The sequence below is a fragment of the Pseudofrankia coriaricola genome (genome assembly GCF_032027725.1).
Taxonomy (GTDB): Bacteria; Actinomycetota; Actinomycetes; order Frankiales; family Frankiaceae; genus Pseudofrankia.
This window is the reverse complement of record NZ_JASNFO010000052.1, coordinates 36,835-58,848: the sequence shown is the minus strand read 5'-3', so window position 1 is coordinate 58,848 and position 22,014 is coordinate 36,835. Positions and strand designations below refer to the sequence as shown.

The window sequence follows — 22,014 nt, the reverse complement described above, 5'->3', positions numbered from 1 at the left end:
TGGTGGTTGAGCGTTGCCCGTCCTCCGGCTCCCGTGGGAGGTCAGTCCGGGATCGGGGTGTTGGCGAGGACCTTGTATTCGGCGGGCTGGCCCTTGTCGTCGAAGGTGGTGGACAGCCCGCCGCGGACGCAGACGGCCTGGGAATCGGTGACGGCCTTGCCGTTGCAGCGGAACTTCATCCCGCCAGCACCCGGGAGCTCGATCTCCTTCATGGCCTTGATGGTGGAGGTGATGGCCGGCGGGGTGATGTCACCCGAGATGCCATCCGTGGCTGCCTGGAGGCCGGAGAGCAGCGTGAACATGATCATGCCGTCCTGGAAGCTGAGGTCGATGTCCTTGCCGTAGGTCTCGGCGACCTGCGTGTAGAGGCGCATCGAGGGGCTGTCCGGGCCCAGTGGCGCGGTGGCGGCGACGACCATGCCCTTGAGAGTGCTGCCGGGGACGGACTTGCGGGTGGCGTCGGTGATGCACTGGGAGATGCCGCTGATGGTGCCGGTGAAGCCGACGGCCTTGAGGCCGTTCATGGCGCTGATGCAGAACGCGTCGTTGCCGATGATGAACACCTGGTTGGAGCCGTTCGACACGACCTGCTGCATCTGCGGCGTCATGTCGGCGGTGCCCGGCGCGACCCGGACGAGCTCGTAGCCGACGCCGGCCTTCGCGAACAGCGGCGGCGCGACCTCCTGCACGGAGTGCAGCGCGGCGGGGACGTCGATCACGATCGTCGTGACCTTCTTGTTGCCCTTGTCCTTGGCGAGCTGGATCGCCAGGTCGACGAAGCCGAAGGTCGGGTTGCCCAGGACGAAGGTCGTGGGGCTGGTCAGCAGGGCTGGTTCGCCCGAGGTGTAGAGCATGACGGGGACCTTGGCGTCGTTCAGGGGCTTCCAGGCGGCCTCGACGACGGCGGATGTGCCGATGACGGCGGCGGAGACACCGTCCTCGACCAGTTGGTTACCGCAGTCGGCGGCCTTGGACAGGTCGCCGAGGGTCTCGCAGACCGTCAGCTCGATGGGTCGGCCGCCGATGCCGGCCTTGTGCTCGTTGAGGTACTTGACGGTAGCCTGGGCCACCTTGTTGTCGTTGGTGTGGTCGGCGGTCGGGCTCGCCCCTTCGGTGATGACACCGATCTTGACTGGCGCGCCGGATGCCTTGTCGATCGGGCCGAGAATGTCCGTGGAGCCCGCGGAGCCGCTTGCCGAAGCGGTCGGGCCGCTCTGGTCGTCGGAGCCGCCACCGCAGGCCGAGACGAAGGCGAGGCCCGCGGCCAGGACGGCGATGCCAGCCAGCCGTCGCCCGGTCGGGCGGGTGGAGGATCGCGCGGACGCGATGGCCCAGCGCGGTCGGGCACCCGCCCGCCGACCGGTCGTTGTGCGGGTGTGCGGCATGTTCTTCACCTTGTCGTCGGACGTCGAGTCACTGTGAGGATCGCTGATTTGTTCGCCTGAATCGACCGAAGGCCCGCCGGATGATGCGCCCCCGGATTTCCTGTTCGCTCGTGGCGACCCACGCAAAGGGCTGCGGGGGCCTGCGTATATCGTTGTTCGGATCCCCTGGGGGAGTCCGGCGGAGCGGACTGGTCACCGCGTCCGTGGGCACGCGCTTTCCGGGCGCGCCGCTAGAAGCCGCGTCTCATCTCGGCCACGCCGGCGTGGGTGCGCACGGTGGCGGCGACGCCGCTGTCGCAGACGTTGGAGCTCAGGTGTTGGAGCTCAGGTGTTGGCGGTCAGGCCGAGGACGCGGGCGGCGTTGTGGCGCAGGAATTTGGGCCAGACGTCGTCCTTGAAGCCGACGTGGGGGAGCTCGGTCATGATGCGGTCGAGGGTGAGGCCCATGGGGAAGTAGCCGCCGTAGAGGATTTTGTCGGCGCCCCGGGTGTTGGCGTAGTCGATGATGTTCGCGGGATAGTAGCGTGGGGCGAAGGCGCTGGTGGAGTAGTAGAGGTTCGGCCATTTGAGCATGAGTTTGACGGCGAGGTCGGTCCACGGCTCGGCGCCGTGGCGCATGACGAACACCAGGTCGGGGAAGTCGTACACGACCTGGTCGATGAGCTCGACGCGTTGGGCCATGGACGGCACGCGGGGGCCGGCGATGCCGACGGTGACGAAAATGGGGATGTCGAGCTCGACGCATTTGGCGTAGATCGGGTACATCTGGGGTGCGTCGATGGCGACCTGTGGCTGCCCGCCGTGCGGGAAGACGGCCGCGGCCCGGATGCCCCAGGTCTCATGCGCGCGGACGAGTTCGCGGATGCCGGTCATGCCCTTGTTCGGTTCGCAGGTCCAGGAGCCGGTGAAGCGACCGGGGTGTTCGGTCAGTGCCCGGCTGGCGACCGGTTCGTTCGCGCTGACGCTGACCAGGGCGATCTCGATGCCGTGCCGGTCCATCTCGCCGAGTACGAGCGCGACGGGGTCGACGTCGTCGGGGACGTGGTTTTCGGGGATGTCGTGGAACATGTACTGCGCCGGCATCGCGAACTCCTCCCGTGACTGCCGGTCGCGCAGCACCGAGCGGATCTGCTGGTAGAGCGCGGCCGGGTCCTGCGGGAACCCGACCATCGTGTCGATCACCCCGACGTCGAACGGCCGGGGCCGGGCGGCGGATGGGTCCGGTGGGAGAGCTGGGACCACCTCGGCACCTTTCGTGACGTTGCCGTCGGGACGGCGCGGCCAGGACGGCCGCCGCGGGCTGGATGCTGGCGCCGGCCGGGCATCGCCGCGGCGTCGGTGCGCCCGGCGGCGGTCGCCTGGTGGACGGCTTCGACCATAGCCATGATCGTCGTTAATGTCGACATCGATATTGACATGAGGTAACGTCCGCCGTGGCGGTGGATGTGTCGTGCCTACCCGCGGTGGACTCCACCCGCGGTCTGGTTCCCGGTCGCACGGGGCTCGATGCGGGCGGCGGGCGGCCGAGCCACCTGGTGACCTGATGCGGTACTCGTCGGGCACGACCGGGCTGCGCCGGCGGTTTGGCCGTCCGTTACTCCCGGTAGAAGGCGGCCTGCCGCGGTCGGGCACCGCGGGCTCTGGCGGTGCCAGGCACGACGGCCACCGTCAGGCTTCGGTCTATATCGACGTCAATATTGACAATCGAAACGTGAAGGCGGTCTCATGGGTGGTGTGGGACAGGATGTACGGGACGCGTGGATCTTTGACTTTGACAGTCACTACTACGAGGCGCGTGATGCGTTCACCCGGTATCAGGACCGTTCGTTGGGTGGTCGGGGTGTGCGCTGGGCGGAGGTCGATGGGCGTAGTCGGCTGATCGTCGGGGGCAGGGTCAACAGCTACATCGCGAACCCGACGTTCGACCCGGTGGCGCGCCCCGGGGCGCTGTATGCGTGGTATCGGGGGAATCCGGAGCGTAGGGGTATCCGGGAGGCGTTCGGGGTGCTGGAGCCGATCCGGGCGGAGTACCGGGACCGGGACGCGAGGGTGCGGGCTCTGGACGGGCAGCGGGTCTCGGGCAGCCTGCTGTTCCCGACGCTTGGCGTCGGTCTGGAGGAGGCGCTCAGGGACGATCCGGACGCGGCGGCGAAGGTTTTTCATGGTTTCAACCGGTGGCTGGCGGAGGACTGGGGCTATCGGTATCAGGGCCGGTTGTACGCGGTGCCCTACATACCGTTGCTGGATCCGGCCGCCGCCGTGGCCGAGTTGCGGGTGGTGCTTGATGGCGGTGCTGTCGCGGTGAACGTGCGTAACGCGCCGGTGCCGGTGGCGGGGGGTTACCGGTCGCCGTTCGACGCGGTGTATGACGGGTTCTGGGGGCTGGCGGAGGAGGCGGGTGTCGTGGTGGCGACGCATGCCGGGGTTGATGGTTATGACGCGTTGGTGCGGATGTGGGAGCCGGGGCGGGAGGAGCAGTCGGTTCTGCGGTCGCCGTTGCGGGGGGTGTTGACGAAGGGTCGGGCGGTCGCGGACTTCTACGGTGCGGCGTTGTGTCATCTGGTGTTCGAGCGTTTCCCGGGGTTGCGGATGGCGAGTGTCGAGAACGGTGCGGGTTGGATTCCTGATCTGTTGCATCGGCTCGATGATGTGGCTGGCCGCAGTCCCGGCTATTTCAGGGAGCATCCTCGCGAGGTGTTCGGGGAGCATGTCTGGGTGACGCCGTTCTGGGAGGACAAGGTGGAGGACCTGCTCGCTGACGTGCGGGTCGACCGGTTGTTGTTGGGTTCCGACTGGCCGCATGCGGAGGGTGTCGCCCGGCCGGTCGACTTCGTCACCGAGTCGCTCGCGGGCCTGCCCGAGGACGACGTCCGGAAGATCTCCCACGACAACGCGCTGCAGGTCCTGGCCCTCTCCACCACCTGACCAGTGGTCAATCCCCCCGCCGGAGACCACGCCAGGGCCGCCGAAGCCCGAAGCCCCGTGAACCGGCCGCGGGCCGCTGGGCCCACGGCCGGTTCAGGTTGGCGGACTACTGGTCGAGCCGGTGGCCGCACCAGCGGTCGCGGCCGGTGGGGCCGGGGACGAGGTCGTAACCGGTACCGGCGTCGTTGACCCGCATGAAGGTGTAGCAGGTGGCGATCTGGCCCCAGTCCTTGGTCATGTCGACGGGGCCCGGCAGCAGGCCGCCGGCGTCGTATGTGCTGGCTCGCAGGGCGTCGATGTACTGGGCGCGGGTGGGACAGGCGCCGGCTTTGTCGAGGCCGTAGAGGAACAGGTCAGTGAGGATGTAGGTGACGAGGGCCAGCTCCTGGTCGGGTGGCTGGATTTCGGGGGCGTAGCTGCTTATCGCCTGGAGGTACTTCTGGTGGGCGGGGCCGCCGATCTCGAACGGGATGTAGTTGACGGCGGCGGTCAGCCCGCCGAGTGTCTGGCCGTACGTCTTGAGCAGTGACTTGTCGTAGCCGCTGGGCGCAAGGATGACCTTCACCGGTGCGCCGGCTTCGTGGATGCCGCGGACGACCTCGGCCAGGTCGGTGCCGGCGAATGCCGCGGTCACGACATCGGCCCCGGCCTGCTTCAGCTGCTGGCCCAGCTGGACCGGGTTGGTGAAGTTCGGGTTGTAGGTGAAGCGGCCGGGCACGAGCGGGATCCCGGCCGCCGTCAGGCTGGTGCCGATCTTCGATCCGATGTCGTTTCCGGCGGCGGTGACGTCGTTCTGGATGACAGCTGCCTTGGTGCCGCCCTGGGCCTTCGCGAAGTCGCCGAAGGTCGAGACGGACGGGCCGTCGCCGAACAGGTATGTGTAGGCGAACATGTTGCGGTAGCCGTGGTCCGCCCAGAAGGTCTCGGCTGGTATTCCCGTTGCCGGGATGCTGTGGTCACGCAGGTAGCCTGCGCCCTGGGCGGCGGCGATGGATGCCTCGACGAGTCCGAAGACCTTCTGGTTCTCGACGAGGTCGCGGACGACCTCGAGGTTCTGGGCGGGCGTACTGGTGTCGTCGCGCCAGGTGTAGATCAGCTTGCGGCCGTGGATCCCGCCGGCCGCGTTCGCCTCCTCGATCCGCGCGACGAACCCGCCCCTGGCGGCGCTCAAGGACGTGGAGCCCGCGCCACTGCCGGGATAGACGAAGCCCAGCCGGATCTCGTTGCCGCTGTACCCGGGGGTGCCGCAGCCGGCGACCGGGTTGTCGCCCGCGCCGCCGGACGCCGAACAGCCCGCGGCCAGCGCTGTGACCAGGGCAGCGACGAATGCCGCGGGCCGCGCCACGCCGCGCCGAGGCCCGGCATGGGCGGCGGGACCGGGCACCGCGTCCCATGGGCGGGAGGACGGCCGATCATGGTGTGGTCGCCGGCGGAGGCGCCATGCGGGCCAGCCGCCATTTCGGGGATCATTCTGCTTGTCAAGCATCCCGTCACCCCCGGCTCAGGGCGAGTGGCCCTCGCGCGGCGGACCGGGCGCGGGGGCAATGGCCTTGGACTTTGTACCGACTAGGCACGTTGATCTCCGGGTCGTTTCTCTTCGGTATTTGTCAGGGCTCGAGGGCACGTCGTGAGACGACGGCCCACTCGGGCACGCGCCTGCCTGGGGCCGGCGACGGTCTCGACGAAGCGTGGTCCATGGCGGCTCTTGCTCCCCGACTAGCTATCGACGTTGACGTCGACCTCGACATCCGCGAACCTTAGCGGGTGGGTGTTGGCACAGTGACGACGGGCTGGGCCTAGCGGGCTCTCCCGGACGCCGGAGTGCCGCGGCGCCTTCCGGTGACGGCCGGCGCCCCGCGGAGGGCGCTGGAATGGGAACCGGGCCGGCCTCCGCGACCGAGAACGCACCCGAGCGTGCCGGGTGTGGGCGGCTCGGTCGTCCTCCAGTCCTGACCTGTCGATCTGCTCCGGCCTCACTCGTCAATGCTGTGTCAGCGTCGAACCGATCCGAGAGGACGTCTCATGCGCTACACGATCCTGCTGCACTACCGGGAGCTGATGGCGACGGGCGAGCTCGACGAGGCCGCCGTTCAGGACGGTATGGCCGCCTTCCAGAAGTACGCCGCCGACCTTGACGCGGCGGGCGTTCTTATCTCCGCCGAGGTGCTCGGCGACTCGTCGGCCACCACGACCGTGCGCAGCGTCGACGGCGAGTTCCGCGTGCAGGATGGCCCGTTCGCCGACACCAAGGAACAGCTCGCCGGCACGTTCGTGATCGACGTCGCCGACCTGGACGCGGCGCTGGGGTGGGCGAAGCGGGCGCCCTCGGTCGCGTGGGGGCCGGTCGAGGTACGGCCGGGCATGACCCACTGGCAGGACGGCGCGTGGACATCGAGGCGGTGACCGACCTGCCCGCGCGCGTCCCCGACGAGGTCCGCGCCGCCGCCGAGGGCGCGGCGCGGACCTCGTACGGCCGGCTGCTCGCCCTGCTCGCCGCACCGACCCGGGACATCGCCCTCGCGCAGGACGCGCTCGCCGACGCCTTCGAGCAGGCGCTGCGCACCTGGCCGGCCTCGGGCATCCCCGGCAACCCCGGAGGGTGGCTGCTCACCGTCGCCCGCAACCGTCAGCGCGACGTGCTCAAGTCGGCTGCCCACCGCATGTCGGCGCCTCTTCCCATGGCCTCCGACGCCGATACCGTCGCGGCCGTCGCGATCGACCCGCTCGCCGCCGTCGATCCGGATGCGATCCCCGACAAGCGCCTGGAGCTCCTGTTCGCCTGCGCCCACCCCGCGATCGCGCCCGAGGTGCGGACCCCCCTCATGCTCCAGACCGTGCTCGGCTTCGACGCGGCCAGCATCGCCGCCGCGTTCCGTGTGCCTTCGGCGACGATGGCGCAGCGTCTGGTCCGGGCGAAGCGCCGCATCCGCGCCGCCGGCATTCCGTTCACCGTCCCGACCCGTGCCGACCTGCCCGAACGGCTCGGCTTCGTCCTCGAGGCGATCTACGGTGCCTACACGATCGACTGGGAGTCGCTCGGCTCTCCCGACGCCCGTGTCGCGCCGCACGAGTCGCTCGCGGCGGAGTCGCTCTATCTCGCCGTCACTGTCGCGGCGCTGCTCAAAGTCGAGCCCGAGGCGTGGGGGCTCGCCGCGCTCATCGCGCTCTCGTCGTCCCGCGCCCCCGCGCGTTGGCCTGGCGACGTGTTCGTGCCTTTCGCGCAGCAGGATCCCGAGCGCTGGGACACGGCCCTCATCCGCGAGGGCGAGGCCTACCTGCGCCGGGCCCACGCGCTCGGGTCCCCTCTCGGCCGGTTCCAGATCGAGGCCGCGATCCAGTCAGTCCATGCCGACCGCCGACGTACCGGCACGACCGACCAGGACGCCCTGCTCCGGCTCTACCGGGCACTCGTCAACATCGCGCCGACCCAGGGCGCCCGCGACGCGCTGGCCGCCGTCGAGAGAAACCCATCGGGGGAGATCTCCCCGACGCGGGGCTCATAGCGGGACGTGGCCACCGACCAGCCCGCGCCCGGTCCGGACGTCCTGGTCAGTCGATCCAGGTCAGCACCGCGTCCCCGCCGGTGGCGGCGTCTCGGAGGAACACGGTCAGGTTGGTGAAGGTGTCGCGGCCCCATTCCAAGGGGAGGCGCCTGTGCCAGGGGGCCAAGCTCACGGCCGCGTCCCGTTTGTGCAGTGTCTGGGCCTACGATGCGGTCTGTGATGATCCCTCCTGGCGGGGAAGGTGGGGCTGACCCTCTTCTCGACAGCCTTCGGCGCGCGGTCGCAGCGATGCCGGACGATCTGCCGCTGCGGCTCCTCCTCGCCGAACACCTGTTGCTGCAGGGCCTGGGGGACGAGTCGGTGGCCGTGTGCGCGGAGGCGCTGCGGCGGGCACCTGACAATGCGCAGGCCCGGGAGCTCATGGTCCGGGCTCTCGAGCCGACCCCGACGCCCGGACCGAGCGCGCAGACCCATGCCTCGTCCGGAGCCGCGGCCGGCGCGCCGGTCAGCCCTGTCAGCCCGACACATGCGCGGCCGTCCACCGGCTCGTCGGAGCCGGAGGCCGAGGTCCCCGTCGCCGGTCCGCCGGCGCGGGACGACTTCGACTGGGGCGCCGCGGAACGCGATGTCGACGGCGTCGTCCCGCCGGCGTTCGTCGGCGCCGAGCCGGTCGAGGCGTCGCCGGGAGCGCCGGGCCCCGGCGACGCGTGGGACGTGGTCGGCGCCGGGGTGACGCTGGCGGACGTCGGCGGGATGGCGCAGGTCAAGAAGCGGCTGGAACAGGCGTTCCTGGCGCCGATGCGCAACCCCGAACTGCGGCGGATGTATGGCAAGAGCCTGCGGGGTGGGCTGCTGCTGTACGGGCCGCCCGGCTGCGGCAAGACCTTCGTGGCCCGGGCCGTGGCCGGAGAACTGGGGGCGAAGTTCCTGTCGGTGGGGCTGGCCGACGTGTTGGACATGTGGGTGGGCTCGAGCGAGCGCAACGTCCACGAACTGTTCCAGCTGGCCCGGCGGGAAGCCCCATGCGTGGTCTTCCTGGACGAGGTGGACGCGCTGGGCCAGAAGCGTTCGCAGACCCGCCAGTCAGCCACGCGGGGGGCCGTCACCCAGTTGCTCGCGGAGCTGGACGGAGTGGACGGCCTCAACGAGGGCGTGTTCGTCCTGGCGGCGACGAACCACCCCTGGGACGTGGACTCGGCCCTGCGGCGCCCGGGGCGGCTGGACCGCACCCTGCTGGTCCTGCCACCGGACCAGGCCGCCCGGGAGGCGATCTTCCGGCATCACCTCGCGCAGCGGCCCGTCGGGGGCATCGACCTGGGCCGGCTGGCCAAGGCCACCGACGGGTACTCCGGAGCCGACATCGCCCACATCTGCGAGACAGCGGTTGAGCGCGCGCTCCTGGACAGCGTCAGCACCGGCCAGGCCCGCCTGGTCGGCATGCCCGACCTGCAGGCGGCCATCACCGAGGTGCGCCCCTCGATGGGCCCCTGGTTCGACATCGCCCGCAACGTCGTCCTGTTCGCCGACGACGACGGCACCTACTCCGACCTCCGCGCCTACCTCAAGAAGATCAGGCGGCTGTGACCTCCCCTCCTTCATCCGGCGAGGCCACCGGCCTCGACCGTGCCGCCGCCGTAGGGGCGATCGAGAACCTGCTCGACGTCCGCCGGTTCGCGGACGCTCGGGCTCGTGCCGCGGCGCTGCTTGGCGAACAGCCGGACGACCCGCGGGTGCTGTGCCTGCTCGCCCAGACACTGCTGGGCCTGGGCGAGCACGCGAGCGCGCTCCAGACGGCCCAGCGGGCCATCGCGGTCAGCCCTGAGGAGGAGTGGGGTCACCGGCTGGCCAGCCTTGCCTACGAGAAGCTCGGGCAGTACTGGTTTGCCCGGGACGCCGCCCAGCGCGCCACCATCCTGGCGCCACACCGCTGGCAGGCCTGGATCCAGCTCGCCGACACCGCCCACGCCCTGGCCTCGGAACACCAGGCACTCCACGCCGCGACCGAGGCGCTGCGACTGGCTCCTCACGAATCCGCGCCGCATGTCGTCTACGGCAGGCTCCTCATGGAGCGTGATCCCGTCCGTGCGCGGTCGGCCTTCGAGGAGGCGCTCCGGGTGGAACCCGGCGACGCCGCCGCCCGGAACAACCTCGCCGTCCTGGACCTCCGGACCAACAATCTCCGCCAGGCCGGCGAAGGGCTTATCCGAGCCGCCGCCGCCAACCCTCAAGACACGGTCGCGCAGCACAACCTGCGCGTGACCGTCCACGCCATCGTCTCGCGGACCTGCCTCGCGGTCTTCGTCTTCACCATTCTGGTCGCCAGGTCCCTGACCATCGTCGGCGAGGCCATGGGCCGGGTCCAGCTCCCTTTCGCGATCATCTGGATCGTCACCGAGGCCCTGGCTCTGGGTTACCTGACCTGGTGGCTGCGCCAGCTCACCGCACCCCTGCGGCGGCATCTCTGGTATCTGGTCAGCCGGGACGCGATCCTCAGCGTCGTGGTCGCCGGCCTTGCCGTCGTGGGCATTCTCGGCACTGTCGGCGTCGTGACCTCCGGACCTGTCGGGCTTACCACTCGGGCCCTCGCGCTGCTTGTCGTCATCGCGGTCCGCATCCTCACCGCGATCTCCGTTCGCCGGCTCAGGTACTAGTCCACCGACTGAGTGCCATCACCGCGCGACACGACGCGACAGAACCCGCTATTCGGCTGGGGCGGTGCGGTGCGGAGCGGCTGACCATGCCCCGGAGCAAGTCTGACGAGATGGGAGCGGTGGTCGAGATCTGTCGGATTCCGGAAGGCTGCGAGGCTCACCAGAGGCTTCAACACCATCGTGAATGGATTGACGGATGACCGGGCTCGAGCCTGGCTCTCAGGGGGTCTCGCCGGCGCTGGTGGCTGAGGCGGAGGCGCGGCAGTCGCGGTTGCGGTGGCGGGTGGAGCTGGCCAGCGGGTTGGGTGAGGGTGCGGCGACGGTCGCCGGGCTGGACGTGTCGTATGAGGTGGGTGGCATGGGCGCTCGGAATCACTGCACATCTCGATGCGCCGTAGCCTCCGGAAGATCCGTGGCGTCCCCTGCCCCCGGCGATCGGATAGTCGACTTCTGGTCCCTGATCCGTTGCTGGGCGGAATCCGCCCGCGCCGGTAGCGTCGATCTCATGGTTGACGGGGAGCCGTCCGGGACTGGCTGTTTTTCCTGCGCGCAGAATGAGGTCGAGTCGGCGAGTCTCCCGCCCAGAGAGCGGATCCTTCTCGGTGACGGTTGGCGGGTGGCGCACGCGTTCACAACTGCCATGCCCGGCTGGCTCGTCGTCGTCGCCCGCCGCCACGTCCTGTCGGTCGCGGACCTCACGCCTGCCGAGGCGGCGGAACTGGGACTGGTGACCTGGCGGCTGAGCAACGCACTCGCCACGGTGCTCGGCTGCCAGAAGACCTATGTCGCCTGCTTCGGCGAGGCCGCGGGCTTCGAGCATCTGCACGTCCACGTCATCCCGCGGGCCCCCGACCTGTCCCCGCCCGAGCGCGGTCCGGACGTGTTCGCATATCTGCGCGAACCAGAGCAACGCCGGGTCCCCGCCGCCGACATGGACCGCATCGCGACCCTCCTGGTCAGCCATCTCCATGATTACTGACGCCCTCGACATCATCGGCCGACAAGAAGCTGATGCTGGCGCCGCAGGGCGTTGGCGTATTGGTCAGGTCCCCCAGGTTCACGTCCCAATGGTCGAACTCGACTTCAGTACCGCAGCCACCGACCGGCCGGCTGCCCTCGCCCAGCTCGACGGTGAGCGTGACCAGGTCCGCGCCATGCCAGGCAACGTCGCCTTCCGGGCCTGGGCGCTCCCGAAGGTGGAACGGCCGCCCGCCAACGCCGTTGGAAGGTTTGTCGCTCGGTGCAGCAGTGCCAGCAGGCCGCGGGCTTCCGCCGGGTCGGCCCGCTCTCGTGCCGCTCAGGAGCCGGCGGGGTCCAGGGTGAGCAGGTCGTCGAGTTCGCCGAGGGCGTCGCGCAGCCGGTCGGCGAAGGCGTGCATACCGGCAGCCACCGGGCGCGGGGTGCTCAGGTAGATGTTCAGCCGGTCCGGCAGCAGCACGTAGGCGATGCCGATGCATTTCCCGCTGGTCGAGCCGAAGCCGAAGTGCTCGATGTTCGCTGACGGGGCTGAGCTGGTGCTCAGGTAGTCGTCCCGCATCACCAGCCAGCCCGGCGACTCGTACAGCGGCGACGAGGTGGGCACACCGAGCTCGGCTCCCCGGCGGCGCTGGATGAAGGCAAGCTCCCACAGGTGCTGTTCGGGAGCGTCCCCGCGCTGGCACTCGCCGGCCCGCCGCACGTGGGCGTCGGCCGCCGCGCGCAGCGCCGCCCGGCGAGTGGCCGGATCGGCGGCCGGATCGTCCATCGTCGCGACGAAGGTCAGCACCTCCGGGGTGACGACTCGCATCGCCTCGGTGCGCCCGTACCGCCACTGGCGGGTGGCGATCGACTCGTATGTCGCGCCGGTCCGGCCCCTCGCCCGATAGTGCGCGAGCTGGTAGGCCAGCTGCACGAGTGCGTCCGGTGAGATCCGCAGCGTCTTGGACCGGTCAGCGCCGTGCTCGGGGAACGACAGCGTCACCGCCACGGTTTCCTCGCCGAACTCGGCGAACGACTCCGCCGCCGCCTGGACATCCGCCCGCAGCGTCGCGTCCAGGACGAAGGAGACAGGGCGCACCGCCGGGCGGCCGTGCGCTCGGGCCCCCGAGCGGGCGGACAGCTCGGCGGGCGGCGCGGCGAGCAGCTCGTCGACGAAGCTCAGAACGGTGGTGCCATCCAGCCCGCAGTGCTCGATGTTGATCCCGGCGCGGCCGTTCGGGAAGACGACGAACGAGACCGATTTGTCGTACCAGCGGCCAGCGGCGCTGCCGTACAGCAGCTGGTCGCAGGTGGCGAGGGTGTCCGGCGGGACGACATGGTCGAGACAGACGCAGAACAGCGCCCGCTCGATCTCGTCCAGCGCGGCCGCGTTCGCTGGATCGTGGGCGAGCAGCTCTGCCCGGCTCTCCGCCCACGCCGCGCGGGCCTTGGTGGTGAGGTGCCCGACCGCGACGTCGTCCGGCGCCGGCGCCGGACCGGCGGCGGCGAGGACGGCGGCAAGCCCGGCGGCGAGCTCCGGGAGGGTGTGCGGGGTGCCGTCCGGGCCGAGCACGTCCATCCGGAACATCTGGCCATGCCGGAACACCACGACGTGGCGGGCGTCCGACGGGCCCGGCCACGCGGCGCTGTACGGCACCCGGACGGTGTCCTGCCCCTGGCCGGGGATGCGGGTGGTGGAAAACAGGAACCGGTTCTGCACCATCGACTGCGGCTGGCCGCGCCGCAGCAGCGGCGGGATGCTCTCCGCGTCCAGCCGGATCTTGTAGTCGAGCGCGGCGGCGATCAGGCCCGCGGCCCGCTCGGCCTGCGGGCCACCGGGCGGTGTCGGGGTGGCGGGCGGGGGAACGGCGTCCCGGAACAGGAAGAAGAAGTTGGCGTTCAGCGCGATCCGGTCCCGCCGGCCCAGGTAGCGGGCGGGCCAGAACTCGTCGAGCCAGCTGTGCACACCGTCGCTCGCGTTGAACCGGGCCAGTTCGGCGTGCAGTGGCCGCCCCGGGCCGTCGGGCGCGAGGAAGTCGTTCACGGCCGCCTCGGTCGCGGCGAGCTGCTCGGTGGTGAGCAGCGGGGCACACCAGTCCAGAAACCGCGCGCAGCTGTCCGCAAGGTCGGGCAGCGGGACCCGAGGCAGACTTTCCTCGTTGTCGAAGGTGCGCACGGCGGGCACCGTCTCGGTCGTGGACGGGGCCGCGTTCGTGGACGGGCCTGCGTTCGTGGGCGCGGCCGCGGTCGTGGCGGCCTCGCGGCCGGTCTGGACGGTCATCCTGGTCGTCTTCCTCGTCCTGGTCGTGGAGGGTGGGCCGTGGCGACGGGTGCTGGTAGGGGCGCGGAACCGGGCGGCGGGCTCAGAGCCGGACGACGCGGGTGCGTTGTCCGGCCGGGCGGTCGAAGCCCGCGCCCCAGCCGATCATGACGCCGGGGCGTCATCCCGGCGGTTGCCGCGCCCCGCCCGTGACGTTCTCATAGCGATTGGGTGTTCAGAGGGATTCGGGCGGACGGGAGATGAACAGCTGGGCGTACAGCCATCCGTCGGCCTCCAGCCGGCGTGGATCCACCCCAACCCCCGCGAGGGTCGCCAGCACCTGGTCCCGTTCCTGCGGCGAGGCGAACCGGCGCTGCTCGAACAACCGGTCCACGGCCACCGTCTGGTAGCCAAAACCGGCAAGAGTCTCGGCAATCGGGTCGAACGGGAACATGCGCAGCGTGAAGTGAGCCATCCAGGGCAGACCCGGCCCGCCGCCGCCCGCCGCCGCGTCTGGCTCGGCAGCCGCGTCCGAGCTGGTAGCCGCCGTGACGATCCGGGTGAGAGTCCGGCCGGTGACGTAACCGAGGCAGCCGGTGGAGATGACCAGATCCACGCCGGCTAGGCGGGCCCGCTCCGGTTCCGTGGGCTCGCGGGACTCCAGGTCCGCGTGCAGCGCGTCGTCGAGAAAACCGGCGTCGAGAGCGTAGGCGAGCGCGGGACCGGACGCATCGAGACCGATCACCTCGATGTCGGTGGCGCCGCCGCGGGCCGTGGTCAGTGCCCGGTCGCTGGCCACCAGCGTCGCCCGGGTTCGCGGGTCAGCCGCGAGGCCGGTCGTCCCAGTCGCCTCGGTCGCCGTGGGCGCCGCGGTCAATTGGCCACCGACGGATCCACGGTCACGATCCTGGTGGCCGCCGCCTGGATCGCCGACGGCCCGCCCGATCTCGCCCGCGTAACGGTCGTACAGCTCGTCCATGGCGACGTCGAGTTTCAGCAGCGCCGCGTTGACGCCATAGGAGCAACCGACATCGAGCACTCGCAGCCGCCTGTCCGGGCGGCTTTCCTGGCACTCGTCGATGATTTTGGAGAAGTACGGCTTGGCCAGCTGAGGCAGCCGGTAGCCGAGTGCGCCCAGTGTACGGAAGTAGGAACGCGGGTCGGGCTGGTCGTAGACATGCCCGAGTGAAACCTTTCCAGCGGCGTCGAAATCCATGGTCGGTGCTCCTCTCGATACGCCCAGCGGCTGGGCGATCAGGGTGCGCATCGGTCCGGAATGCTCGGTCGGGACTGGGCGGGCTGGAGCGCTCGTCGGAGGCCGACGGTCAGCCGACGGTCATCGGTGGCGAGGCGCGTCCGTGTCGGCGGACCCCGGGGTGCGATGTGCACGGCGGTCAGTCGAGCAGCGCGTCCATCCGGACAGGCCGCTCGGCCGCCTCCCGGTGTTCCGGCAGCACCCGGCCGAACAGCTGCCTGGTCCGGGACAGGCTGCCGACCACGCCCGGCCGCGCACTGTAGGCAAAGATCACGCTGTGCCGCTGGACCGGGCCGGTCACCTGGCTCACCCGGTGCAGGGAGTAGCGACCGAGGAAGAGCTGGAGGTCGCCGGGCCGCAGGCGCAGCCGCCGGACGAACCTGTCGCCTCTACTGGCCAGCACGGCCGCGACGTCCTCGACGTTCTCCTCGGCCGCGGACCGGATCCCCGGGCAGTACTCGAACTCGCCGCCGTCGGCCTCCTGGGTCAGCAGACTCACCGCGAACTCGTTGGTGTCGAAATGCCAGGGATGTTCCCGCCCGGGAGCGACGATGTTAACGCACAGCCCCGCCAGCGGGTCCGCCAGTTCGTGCACTGCCGGCAGTTCGAAACAGGCCGCGACGAACGTCTGGAACGCGATGCTGGTGTAGAGCCGCTGGACGGCGTGGTCGGCTGGGATGCGGTCCCGGGCGACGAACGCGTTGCCCCGCGGCATGCTGACCCGCCCGGGATGTCCTGGCGGCAGCGGCGTCTCCGGCGCGATGTTGTACGCGTTCACCGTCTCGCCGCCGTAGTAGGCCAGCGGGGCCAGCGCGGCGCATTGGGCGCGCAGCCGTTCCAGCGCCTTCGGTCTGACGAATGCCGGAAGCACACAACATCCGGACTCGGCCAGCTCGAGCCGGACACCCCGGACGAGCTCATTCCAGGCTGTGCTGCCCGGTGGCGCGAACAGCGGGTAGAGCCCGGTGTTAACGACAGCCTCGGCCGCCGTGGCCGTCGCGACGTCGTCAATGACGCTCTCGGGCCTGGTCACGGAAATCCCTCCATCAACCGTCCACACGACGCGCCGTCCGGAAATTCAACGTCACGAAGGAACCCAGCACAGTTTTCCGGCAGGTATCCGCGGAATGTCCGGCAATGTGACATGTAACACGACGGTCATCTCACGGCCTGATCTCGGGCCTGATCCCGCCCGCGACGGCAAAAGCGCAGGTAGAACGCATCGCCGAGCGCGGGTCTGTCGCGCCGACATCGGCGGCCCGCATCTCGATGGCTCCCGCCGGTCCCAGCTCACCACCCGCTGGATCTCTCCGGCTCGTGTGGGGGCCGTGAGAGGTGCCGGCTGTGCGGGACGGGGTGTCTCGCACAGCCGACGGTGGTGTGGGTCAGCGACGGGCGAGGAGGAGCAGACGAGGAGAGCCCAGGGCGTACGGGGTGCTGTCCGGGCCGGCGTGGCGGCCGGTCACGGTGAAGCCGCCGCCCGCGGGTGGATTCGATCTGGTGCATGCCCGGCTGCTGCTGACGCATGTGCCTCGGCGGGTCGAGGCGCTTGCCTCGATGGTGCGAGCGCTGCGCCCGGGTGGCTGGCTGGTCATCGAGGACGCCGACCCCGCGTTGCAGCCGCTTGTCTGCCTGGACGAGTACGGGCCGGCGCAGGAGTTGGCGAACCGGCTGCGTCAGGGGTTCCGGACGCTGATGGCTGGTCGGGGTGCGGAGCTGGCGTTCGGGCGGACGCTGCCGCGGCTGCTGCGTGGGGCGGGGCTTGACGCGGTGCGGGCCGACGCGTTCTTCCCGGTGACGTCGCCGGCGTGCTCGGTGTTGGAGATCGCGACTGTGCAACAGATACGGGGACGTCTGCTTGCCGCGGGCCTGGCGACCGAGACGGAGATCGAGGAGCATCTCGCGAACGTTGCGAGCGGCCGCCTTGATCTCGCGACCGCGCCTTTGATCTCGGCGTGGGGCGCAAGCCGCGGTAGTCCTGGCGGCCCAGCGCGCAGCGGGCTGTCGGTGCCCTGGTCGGATGAGCGGCGCAGCATCATCGAGCTGGCGGACGCCTGCGACGTCCCGACCCGCTGGTCCTGCCGCACCGGCGTCTGCCACACCTGTGTGACGCTGCTGCTGACCGGATCCGTGCGGTACGCACCCACCCCCTGGAGCCGCCGGCCCCCGGCGAGGTGCTGATCCGCTGCTCTCACCCGGATGGCGAGATAGTGCTCGACCTGTAACCAGGGCGCTGTCGTACCCAGCGGGGCCTCCAGGGTCAGGCCGCGGTGCTGGTTCTCAGCCCGGCGAGCAGCTGGCCGTGGGCGAGCTCGCCGGAGGTGGGCTGGGTGGCCTGCCGCCAGGCGACGTGTCCGTCGGGGCGGACCAGGACCGCGCCGGCGGCCGAGACGCCGTACTGGTCGGGCCAGCCGGGTTCGCGGATCACATGGCTGACGACGGGTACGCCGAGGGCTCGAGCGGCGGTGTCGGCGGCTGTCCGCCACGATTCGCCGGGCGGCGCGGTGAGCAGGACGTGGTCACGGTCGAACAGGTCGATCGTCGATCGGCGCCCCGCCGAGGTGTCGATCCACAGGTGTGGCGCGCGGCAGCCGGGGGTGGCGCTGGGGCGGTAGTCCGCGCCGGGCGGGTCGGCGTGTGGGCTGCCATCCGCGGTGATGACCGGTGACTGGTACTGGTAGCCCATGTCGATCTGGGCGAGGCTGCGACCGGCGAAGGGCGCCGCGCCGCTGCCGAAGACCCTCGACCAGGCGGTACCGGTCTCGTCGGCGTTACGGCAGCCGACCGGTTCGCGTTCGGATCGGTAGCTGTCCAGCAGCCTCGCGGGTGCGTGGCCGTGCACGACAGAGGCGATCTTCCAGGCGAGGTTGTGGGCGTCGTGCATCGCGGTGCTCACGCCGGTGGCACCGGCGGGTGGGAACCGGTGCGCGGCGTCGCCGAGCAGGAATACCGGGCCGTCGGCGTAACGCGCCGCGCTCTGCGCGGCGGCGGTCCACCGGCTCGAGCCGACTATCTCGACCGGCAGGTCCGGCACGCCGAGCACGCCGAGCACGGCCGCCGCCGGATCGGATATGTCGCCGGTGTCCGGAACGCTGATGACCCAGCGGTGGTCGGAGTGGGTCCAGATCAGCGCCGCGTTGGTGCCGGTGAGGAAGTAGATCCCTCGCGGGTGCTCGCCGGTGTACGGCGTCAGGTCGGCCCGGAAAGCGATCATCTGCTGCCGGCCCAGGTCGTGCGGGCCGAGCATGGCGACACCGAGCCGCTCGCGTATCGCGCTGCGAGCGCCGTCGGCGGCGATCAGCCACCGGGCCCGGACGTGGCTGTGCTGCCCGGATGCCAGGTCAAGCAGGGTTGCCCGCACGCCGGCGGCGGATGTCTCGAACGACTCCAACCGGACGCCGCGGCGAAGTCGGGCGGTGTCGTAGCCGCATGCATGTTCCAGTAGCACGGACTCGAACACGTCCTGCGAGACGGACAGGCCCTCACACGGGCTGACCTCGGCCGCGACCGCGGAGGACGGGACATCTTCGCGGATGGCCGGGCCGGCAAGCCCCGTCCGCCACTGTGCACCCGGCGTGATCGGGAGCTCCACCGCGCGCAGGTCCGGCTCGACGCCGCACACCCGCATGATCTCCATTGCCCGGGCATGGACCCCGCGCGCCCTCGGCAGCGGCGACGCGGTGTCCCTCTTGTCCACCAACAGCGACTCGACGCCGTGACGGGACAGCAGCAGCGATGCGGTCAGCCCCGCCGGGCCGCCGCCCACGATCAGCGCCGGTACCTCGACCACTCCAGCAGTCATAGCTCCACACTCTTCGTCATAGCGAGACTATGATTTGTAGAGTGGTACCGTGCTCAGGTGGTTGTCAAGAAGGAAGGCCCCAGCCACCGGCAGCGCCAGGCGATGGCCACCAAGGCACAGATCGCCGCTGCCGCGCGGAACCTGTTCGCCGCGCAGGGCTACGTCGCGACCACGATCAACGCGATCGCCGAGACCGCCGACATCCCCGCACCGACGATCTACTCCGCGTTCGGCACCAAGGCCAAGATCCTGCAGGCGATCGCCTGGGGCGTGGCGGCGACCCTCGACATCGACACCAGCCACGACGAGGCGCTCGCACAGCCCGACCCGGCGCGGGGTCTGCGCCTGGCCGCGCGCATCCAGCGCCGCCAGTACGAACTCATGTACGACGTGATCGCCATCTACCAGGAAGCCGCCCGCACCGATCCGGACATCGCTCACGACCTGCAGACGATCACCGGCAACCGGGAACGTGCCTTCCACCGGCACATCGAGGCCATCGCCGCCCACCTTGCGCCCGGCGTCAGCGTCAGTAGGGCCCTCGACATCTACGTCGCCCTCGTCCTGCCCGAGATCTACCGCACCCTCGTGCTCGAACGCCGCTGGACCATCGACCAGTACGAATCCTGGCTCGCCGACACCCTCATCCACCAGCTGCTGTATCGCACCTGAGGCGTCGGCACGACGGTGCCGACCGGCACCAGAAGCCGCGACCTGGGGGGCGGGCGTGAGGAATGGAATGGAGTGGCGCTGACATGACCGGCGCTGGAGTTCTGGTCGAGGAGTCGACGGGTCCGTTCCCGGGATCGCTGGACGCCGACCTGATAGGGCGGTACGCCGCGGCCACCGGTGACCGGTCGGAGCGGACGCGGGCCGGCCTGGCGGTGCCGGCGGTCGCGATCGTGACCCAGATCTGGGTGGCGCAGGAGGCCGGCCGGGGCGCTCTGGTCAGCAAGGAGGTGCAGGCGGCCGCGTCGGGCGGGGTGCACGGCGAGCACGATGTCGTGCTGCACCGGCCGCTGGTCCCCGGCGAGCCGCTGCGGACCTGGGTGCGTGGCTTCGGGGCCCGGCCAGCGGGCCGGAACGCGCTGGTCACGCTGCGCTACTCGACGCTGGATGAGCGCGACGAGGTCGTCGCCGAGCAGTTGTGGACGACCGTCTACCTGAACACCACCTGCCGAGCGGTCGGGTCGCCCGTGCCCGACCACGCCTTTCCCGCCGACGTGCGGCGTAGCCCGGTGGGGGAGTACACGGTGACGGTGGACGCCGACATGCCGCGCCGGTACGCGGAGGTGTCGGGGGACTGGTCGGATCATCATTTCGACGCGGCGGCCGCCCGCCGCGGCGGTTTTGACCGGCCGTTCCTGCATGGGCTGTGCACGATGGCGCTGTGCTCGCAGGAAGTCGTCGACGCGGTGGCCGGTGGCGACCCGGACCGTGTTCGGCGGGTGGCGGTGCGGTTCGCCTCACCGGCCTTCGTCGGCGAAGACCTGCGCGTCGGTGTCTACGAGGCGGGCCCGCTCAGCTATGCCTTCGAGGCGAACTCCGCCGGAAGCCCGGTCGTGACGCACGGCCGTCTGGAGCTGCGTGGCTAGGGCGGGCGACACCGTGGCCTGCCTCGCCGGGTGGACGGGAGTCGGCCATCGGATCGGTGAGGAACTAACGCGCCGTGACCTAGCGGTCGCGGCCTCACCTCGGCCGGTGCGACAGCGCCGCCTCGGTTCAGTCATTACCGAGCGAAGCGAGATGACAGCGGACTAAGGTGCCTGACTGGATCTGATCGTCCAAAAAAAAGGGGGTGGACGTACGTGTTCGGTCTCGAGCTGCAGGCATCCAAGAACGTGTTCGTCAAGGGGGTGCAGGACCGCGAGGTCGCGTACCGTCACGGCAGCAAACTCCTCACGCTGGAAGGCGACGAGACACTCAGCGGCGCGCTGTCCGAGCTGGAGTTCGTCACCGCCCCGGTCAACTCGCTCGCCAAGATTCGGGAGGCGGTCGGCTTCGCGAGGGACGTCGCCGCCGAGCTGGCGAGACTGTCGCCAGCCACCTGGGGCAAGCTGACGTTCGAGAAGGGCGACACGTTCGTCGGCGGTATTTGGGAGCGGGACTGCACGCTCCAGATCAACGACAGGACGTTCGTCGCGAAGCCGCAGGGCACGGTGGGCGTCCCACTGGCCAAGCTCAGAAGTTTCGTCGAGGAGGTGCTCCACAGCGAGGGCGCGGCCGGGGCGAAATACCTCGAGAGCCTGGCCGAAATACGTGCGAAGAGCGGGCTCGTCTTCGACCAGGAAAACCCGGAGCTGACCGGCTTCCTGACCGCGTGCCACATCTTTCTGCTGGCCGCTGTCTGGAACTTCTCGCCCGACCGCGCCGTCGCCCCCGACGGGACACCGTTGATCGCCAAGGACGGCGACTTCTTCCGAGTGTTCACGTTCAAGGACAGCGCACATCTCAGAACATTCGAACATCTCCCCCCTGGCTCCAAGGTGAAGGAGTTCTCCTTCTATAAGGCTGACAGCGGCCACTGCCGTGTGCTCGTCAACCGCGACTCGCCGAAGTCGTCGTTCACGCTGCTGCATCGGACCGACTTCCACGCCATGTTCGACGCTCTCCCGGAAGACCAGAAGGCCCGCCTCCGGACGCAGCCGGGTCATATTCCCCCCGCCCTGTGGCCGACGGACTGGCCCGACAGGTTCCTGTTCCCATTCGCGTACCGGGCGGACCCGCCCGACCCCCAGATGGTGATCCCGGAATACGCCGCCGGCGGCTGGCCCAAAGACGGGGTGACTCGGCAGGAAACATGGCAGCTCATCGAGCACGGTCCAACGATCAGCGCGTGGTGGGACAGTGTCCTCAACGGGCGGTCGGCGCCAGGGCAGCAACCCGATGAGCCAAGGATCCGGAAGGACCTCGCCTCGCCGCCCCCTGGGCTGCGAGGCCGGCGGCCGGACAGGATCGCCGACTTTCCGGGCGATGATGAGAACAAGCGGGAGTACTACGGCATGGGCGCCTTCCCGATGGACCGGAAGGACGGCCCGAAGCCGCTGGCCGTCTTCGAGCTGCGGGCCTTCGCCGACCACCAGGAGGTGATGGCCCTCGGCCCGCCAACCCTGGACACGTGGGTCCGCATCGCGGAGATCTTCCAAACGAAGTTCGTGCCCAAGGCCTGACGCCACGCTCGGCGGCCACCTTCACCGGAATTTCCCGCCTGGCGGACCGTTCGCTACCGGTTCTGGCGCCCCTGCGTCACAGGGGCGCCAGTCCCAGGTAGCTGTG

Annotated in this window: 19 protein-coding genes; 10 read left to right on the top strand and 9 right to left on the bottom strand. The window is 70.2% G+C overall.

The genetic code is table 11. The features are described from left to right. Positions 1–41: 41 nt before the first annotated feature. The gene (locus QOZ89_RS26880) at positions 42–1,385 is read right to left on the bottom strand and encodes an ABC transporter substrate-binding protein (RefSeq protein ID WP_312626108.1); all 1,344 of its coding nucleotides are present in this window, start codon (positions 1,383–1,385) and stop codon (positions 42–44) included. A gap of 324 nt (positions 1,386–1,709) precedes the next feature. Then, the gene (locus tag QOZ89_RS26875) at positions 1,710–2,627 is read right to left on the bottom strand and encodes an amidohydrolase family protein (RefSeq protein WP_198543235.1); all 918 of its coding nucleotides are present in this window, start codon (positions 2,625–2,627) and stop codon (positions 1,710–1,712) included. A gap of 483 nt (positions 2,628–3,110) precedes the next feature. On the opposite strand from QOZ89_RS26875, the gene QOZ89_RS26870 reads away from it, so the two are divergent. Beyond that, positions 3,111–4,310 carry an amidohydrolase family protein gene (locus QOZ89_RS26870; protein ID WP_312626104.1) on the top strand — a complete coding sequence of 400 codons (1,200 nt, stop codon included), beginning with the start codon at positions 3,111–3,113 and terminating at the stop codon, positions 4,308–4,310. A 106-nt stretch (positions 4,311–4,416) separates the two neighbouring features. On the opposite strand, the gene QOZ89_RS26865 is transcribed toward QOZ89_RS26870, so the two are convergent. Further along, on the bottom strand, positions 4,417–5,694 hold the full coding sequence (locus QOZ89_RS26865; protein ID WP_312626102.1) for an ABC transporter substrate-binding protein: 1,278 nt from the start codon (positions 5,692–5,694) through the stop codon (positions 4,417–4,419). 638 nt (positions 5,695–6,332) lie between these two features. On the opposite strand from QOZ89_RS26865, the gene QOZ89_RS26860 reads away from it, so the two are divergent. Together QOZ89_RS26860 and QOZ89_RS26855 are read left to right on the top strand one after the other, a co-directional pair. Continuing rightward, complete coding sequence (locus tag QOZ89_RS26860) at positions 6,333–6,713, top strand: YciI family protein (protein ID WP_071048805.1); 381 nt, start codon at positions 6,333–6,335, stop codon at positions 6,711–6,713. After that, positions 6,695–7,813, top strand: coding sequence for an RNA polymerase sigma factor (locus tag QOZ89_RS26855; protein ID WP_312626100.1), 1,119 nt, complete (start codon positions 6,695–6,697; stop codon positions 7,811–7,813). Before QOZ89_RS26860 ends, QOZ89_RS26855 begins: the two co-directional genes overlap by 19 nt. A gap of 46 nt (positions 7,814–7,859) precedes the next feature. Here QOZ89_RS26855 and QOZ89_RS26850 read toward each other — a convergent pair whose 3' ends face one another. Next, complete coding sequence (locus tag QOZ89_RS26850) at positions 7,860–7,985, bottom strand: hypothetical protein (RefSeq protein ID WP_274536526.1); 126 nt, start codon at positions 7,983–7,985, stop codon at positions 7,860–7,862. Between the two features lie 35 nt (positions 7,986–8,020). On the opposite strand from QOZ89_RS26850, the gene QOZ89_RS26845 reads away from it, so the two are divergent. After that, positions 8,021–9,397, top strand: a complete 1,377-nt coding sequence (locus QOZ89_RS26845; RefSeq protein WP_397428848.1) for an ATP-binding protein — start codon at positions 8,021–8,023, stop codon at positions 9,395–9,397. Continuing rightward, positions 9,394–10,464 carry a tetratricopeptide repeat protein gene (locus QOZ89_RS26840; protein WP_312626096.1) on the top strand — a complete coding sequence of 357 codons (1,071 nt, stop codon included), beginning with the start codon at positions 9,394–9,396 and terminating at the stop codon, positions 10,462–10,464. Before QOZ89_RS26845 ends, QOZ89_RS26840 begins: the two co-directional genes overlap by 4 nt. 219 nt (positions 10,465–10,683) lie before the next feature. On the opposite strand, the gene QOZ89_RS26835 is transcribed toward QOZ89_RS26840, so the two are convergent. After that, positions 10,684–10,824, bottom strand: a complete 141-nt coding sequence (locus QOZ89_RS26835; protein WP_157910496.1) for a hypothetical protein — start codon at positions 10,822–10,824, stop codon at positions 10,684–10,686. Positions 10,825–11,080: 256 nt separating this feature from the next. Here QOZ89_RS26835 and QOZ89_RS26830 point away from each other — a divergent pair, with 256 nt between their 5' ends. Continuing rightward, positions 11,081–11,443, top strand: a complete 363-nt coding sequence (locus tag QOZ89_RS26830) for an HIT family protein (RefSeq protein ID WP_312626094.1) — start codon at positions 11,081–11,083, stop codon at positions 11,441–11,443. Positions 11,444–11,761: 318 nt separating this feature from the next. Here the strand turns inward: QOZ89_RS26830 and QOZ89_RS26825 are convergent, their stop codons facing one another. The 3 genes from QOZ89_RS26825 to QOZ89_RS26815 form a co-directional block, all read right to left on the bottom strand. Then, the gene (locus QOZ89_RS26825) at positions 11,762–13,702 is read right to left on the bottom strand and encodes a choline/carnitine O-acyltransferase (RefSeq protein ID WP_312626092.1); all 1,941 of its coding nucleotides are present in this window, start codon (positions 13,700–13,702) and stop codon (positions 11,762–11,764) included. A 214-nt stretch (positions 13,703–13,916) separates the two neighbouring features. Then, the gene (locus tag QOZ89_RS26820; RefSeq protein WP_241841718.1) at positions 13,917–14,897 is read right to left on the bottom strand and encodes a class I SAM-dependent methyltransferase; all 981 of its coding nucleotides are present in this window, start codon (positions 14,895–14,897) and stop codon (positions 13,917–13,919) included. 178 nt (positions 14,898–15,075) lie between these two features. Beyond that, positions 15,076–15,969, bottom strand: coding sequence for a HalD/BesD family halogenase (locus tag QOZ89_RS26815; protein WP_071048802.1), 894 nt, complete (start codon positions 15,967–15,969; stop codon positions 15,076–15,078). Positions 15,970–16,370: 401 nt separating this feature from the next. On the opposite strand from QOZ89_RS26815, the gene QOZ89_RS26810 reads away from it, so the two are divergent. Further along, the gene (locus QOZ89_RS26810) at positions 16,371–17,117 is read left to right on the top strand and encodes a methyltransferase domain-containing protein (protein ID WP_241841717.1); all 747 of its coding nucleotides are present in this window, start codon (positions 16,371–16,373) and stop codon (positions 17,115–17,117) included. A 79-nt stretch (positions 17,118–17,196) separates the two neighbouring features. On the opposite strand, the gene QOZ89_RS26805 is transcribed toward QOZ89_RS26810, so the two are convergent. Beyond that, positions 17,197–18,738 (bottom strand): FAD-dependent monooxygenase, encoded by a 1,542-nt coding sequence (locus QOZ89_RS26805; protein WP_312626088.1) that lies wholly within the window; start codon positions 18,736–18,738, stop codon positions 17,197–17,199. Between the two features lie 57 nt (positions 18,739–18,795). On the opposite strand from QOZ89_RS26805, the gene QOZ89_RS26800 reads away from it, so the two are divergent. From QOZ89_RS26800 to QOZ89_RS26790, 3 genes are all read left to right on the top strand, one after another. Further along, positions 18,796–19,410 (top strand): TetR/AcrR family transcriptional regulator, encoded by a 615-nt coding sequence (locus tag QOZ89_RS26800; protein ID WP_071048801.1) that lies wholly within the window; start codon positions 18,796–18,798, stop codon positions 19,408–19,410. 83 nt (positions 19,411–19,493) lie between these two features. After that, positions 19,494–20,333, top strand: a complete 840-nt coding sequence (locus tag QOZ89_RS26795; RefSeq protein WP_312626086.1) for a MaoC/PaaZ C-terminal domain-containing protein — start codon at positions 19,494–19,496, stop codon at positions 20,331–20,333. A 213-nt stretch (positions 20,334–20,546) separates the two neighbouring features. Next, complete coding sequence (locus tag QOZ89_RS26790) at positions 20,547–21,908, top strand: hypothetical protein (RefSeq protein WP_312626084.1); 1,362 nt, start codon at positions 20,547–20,549, stop codon at positions 21,906–21,908. Positions 21,909–22,014 lie beyond the last annotated feature (106 nt).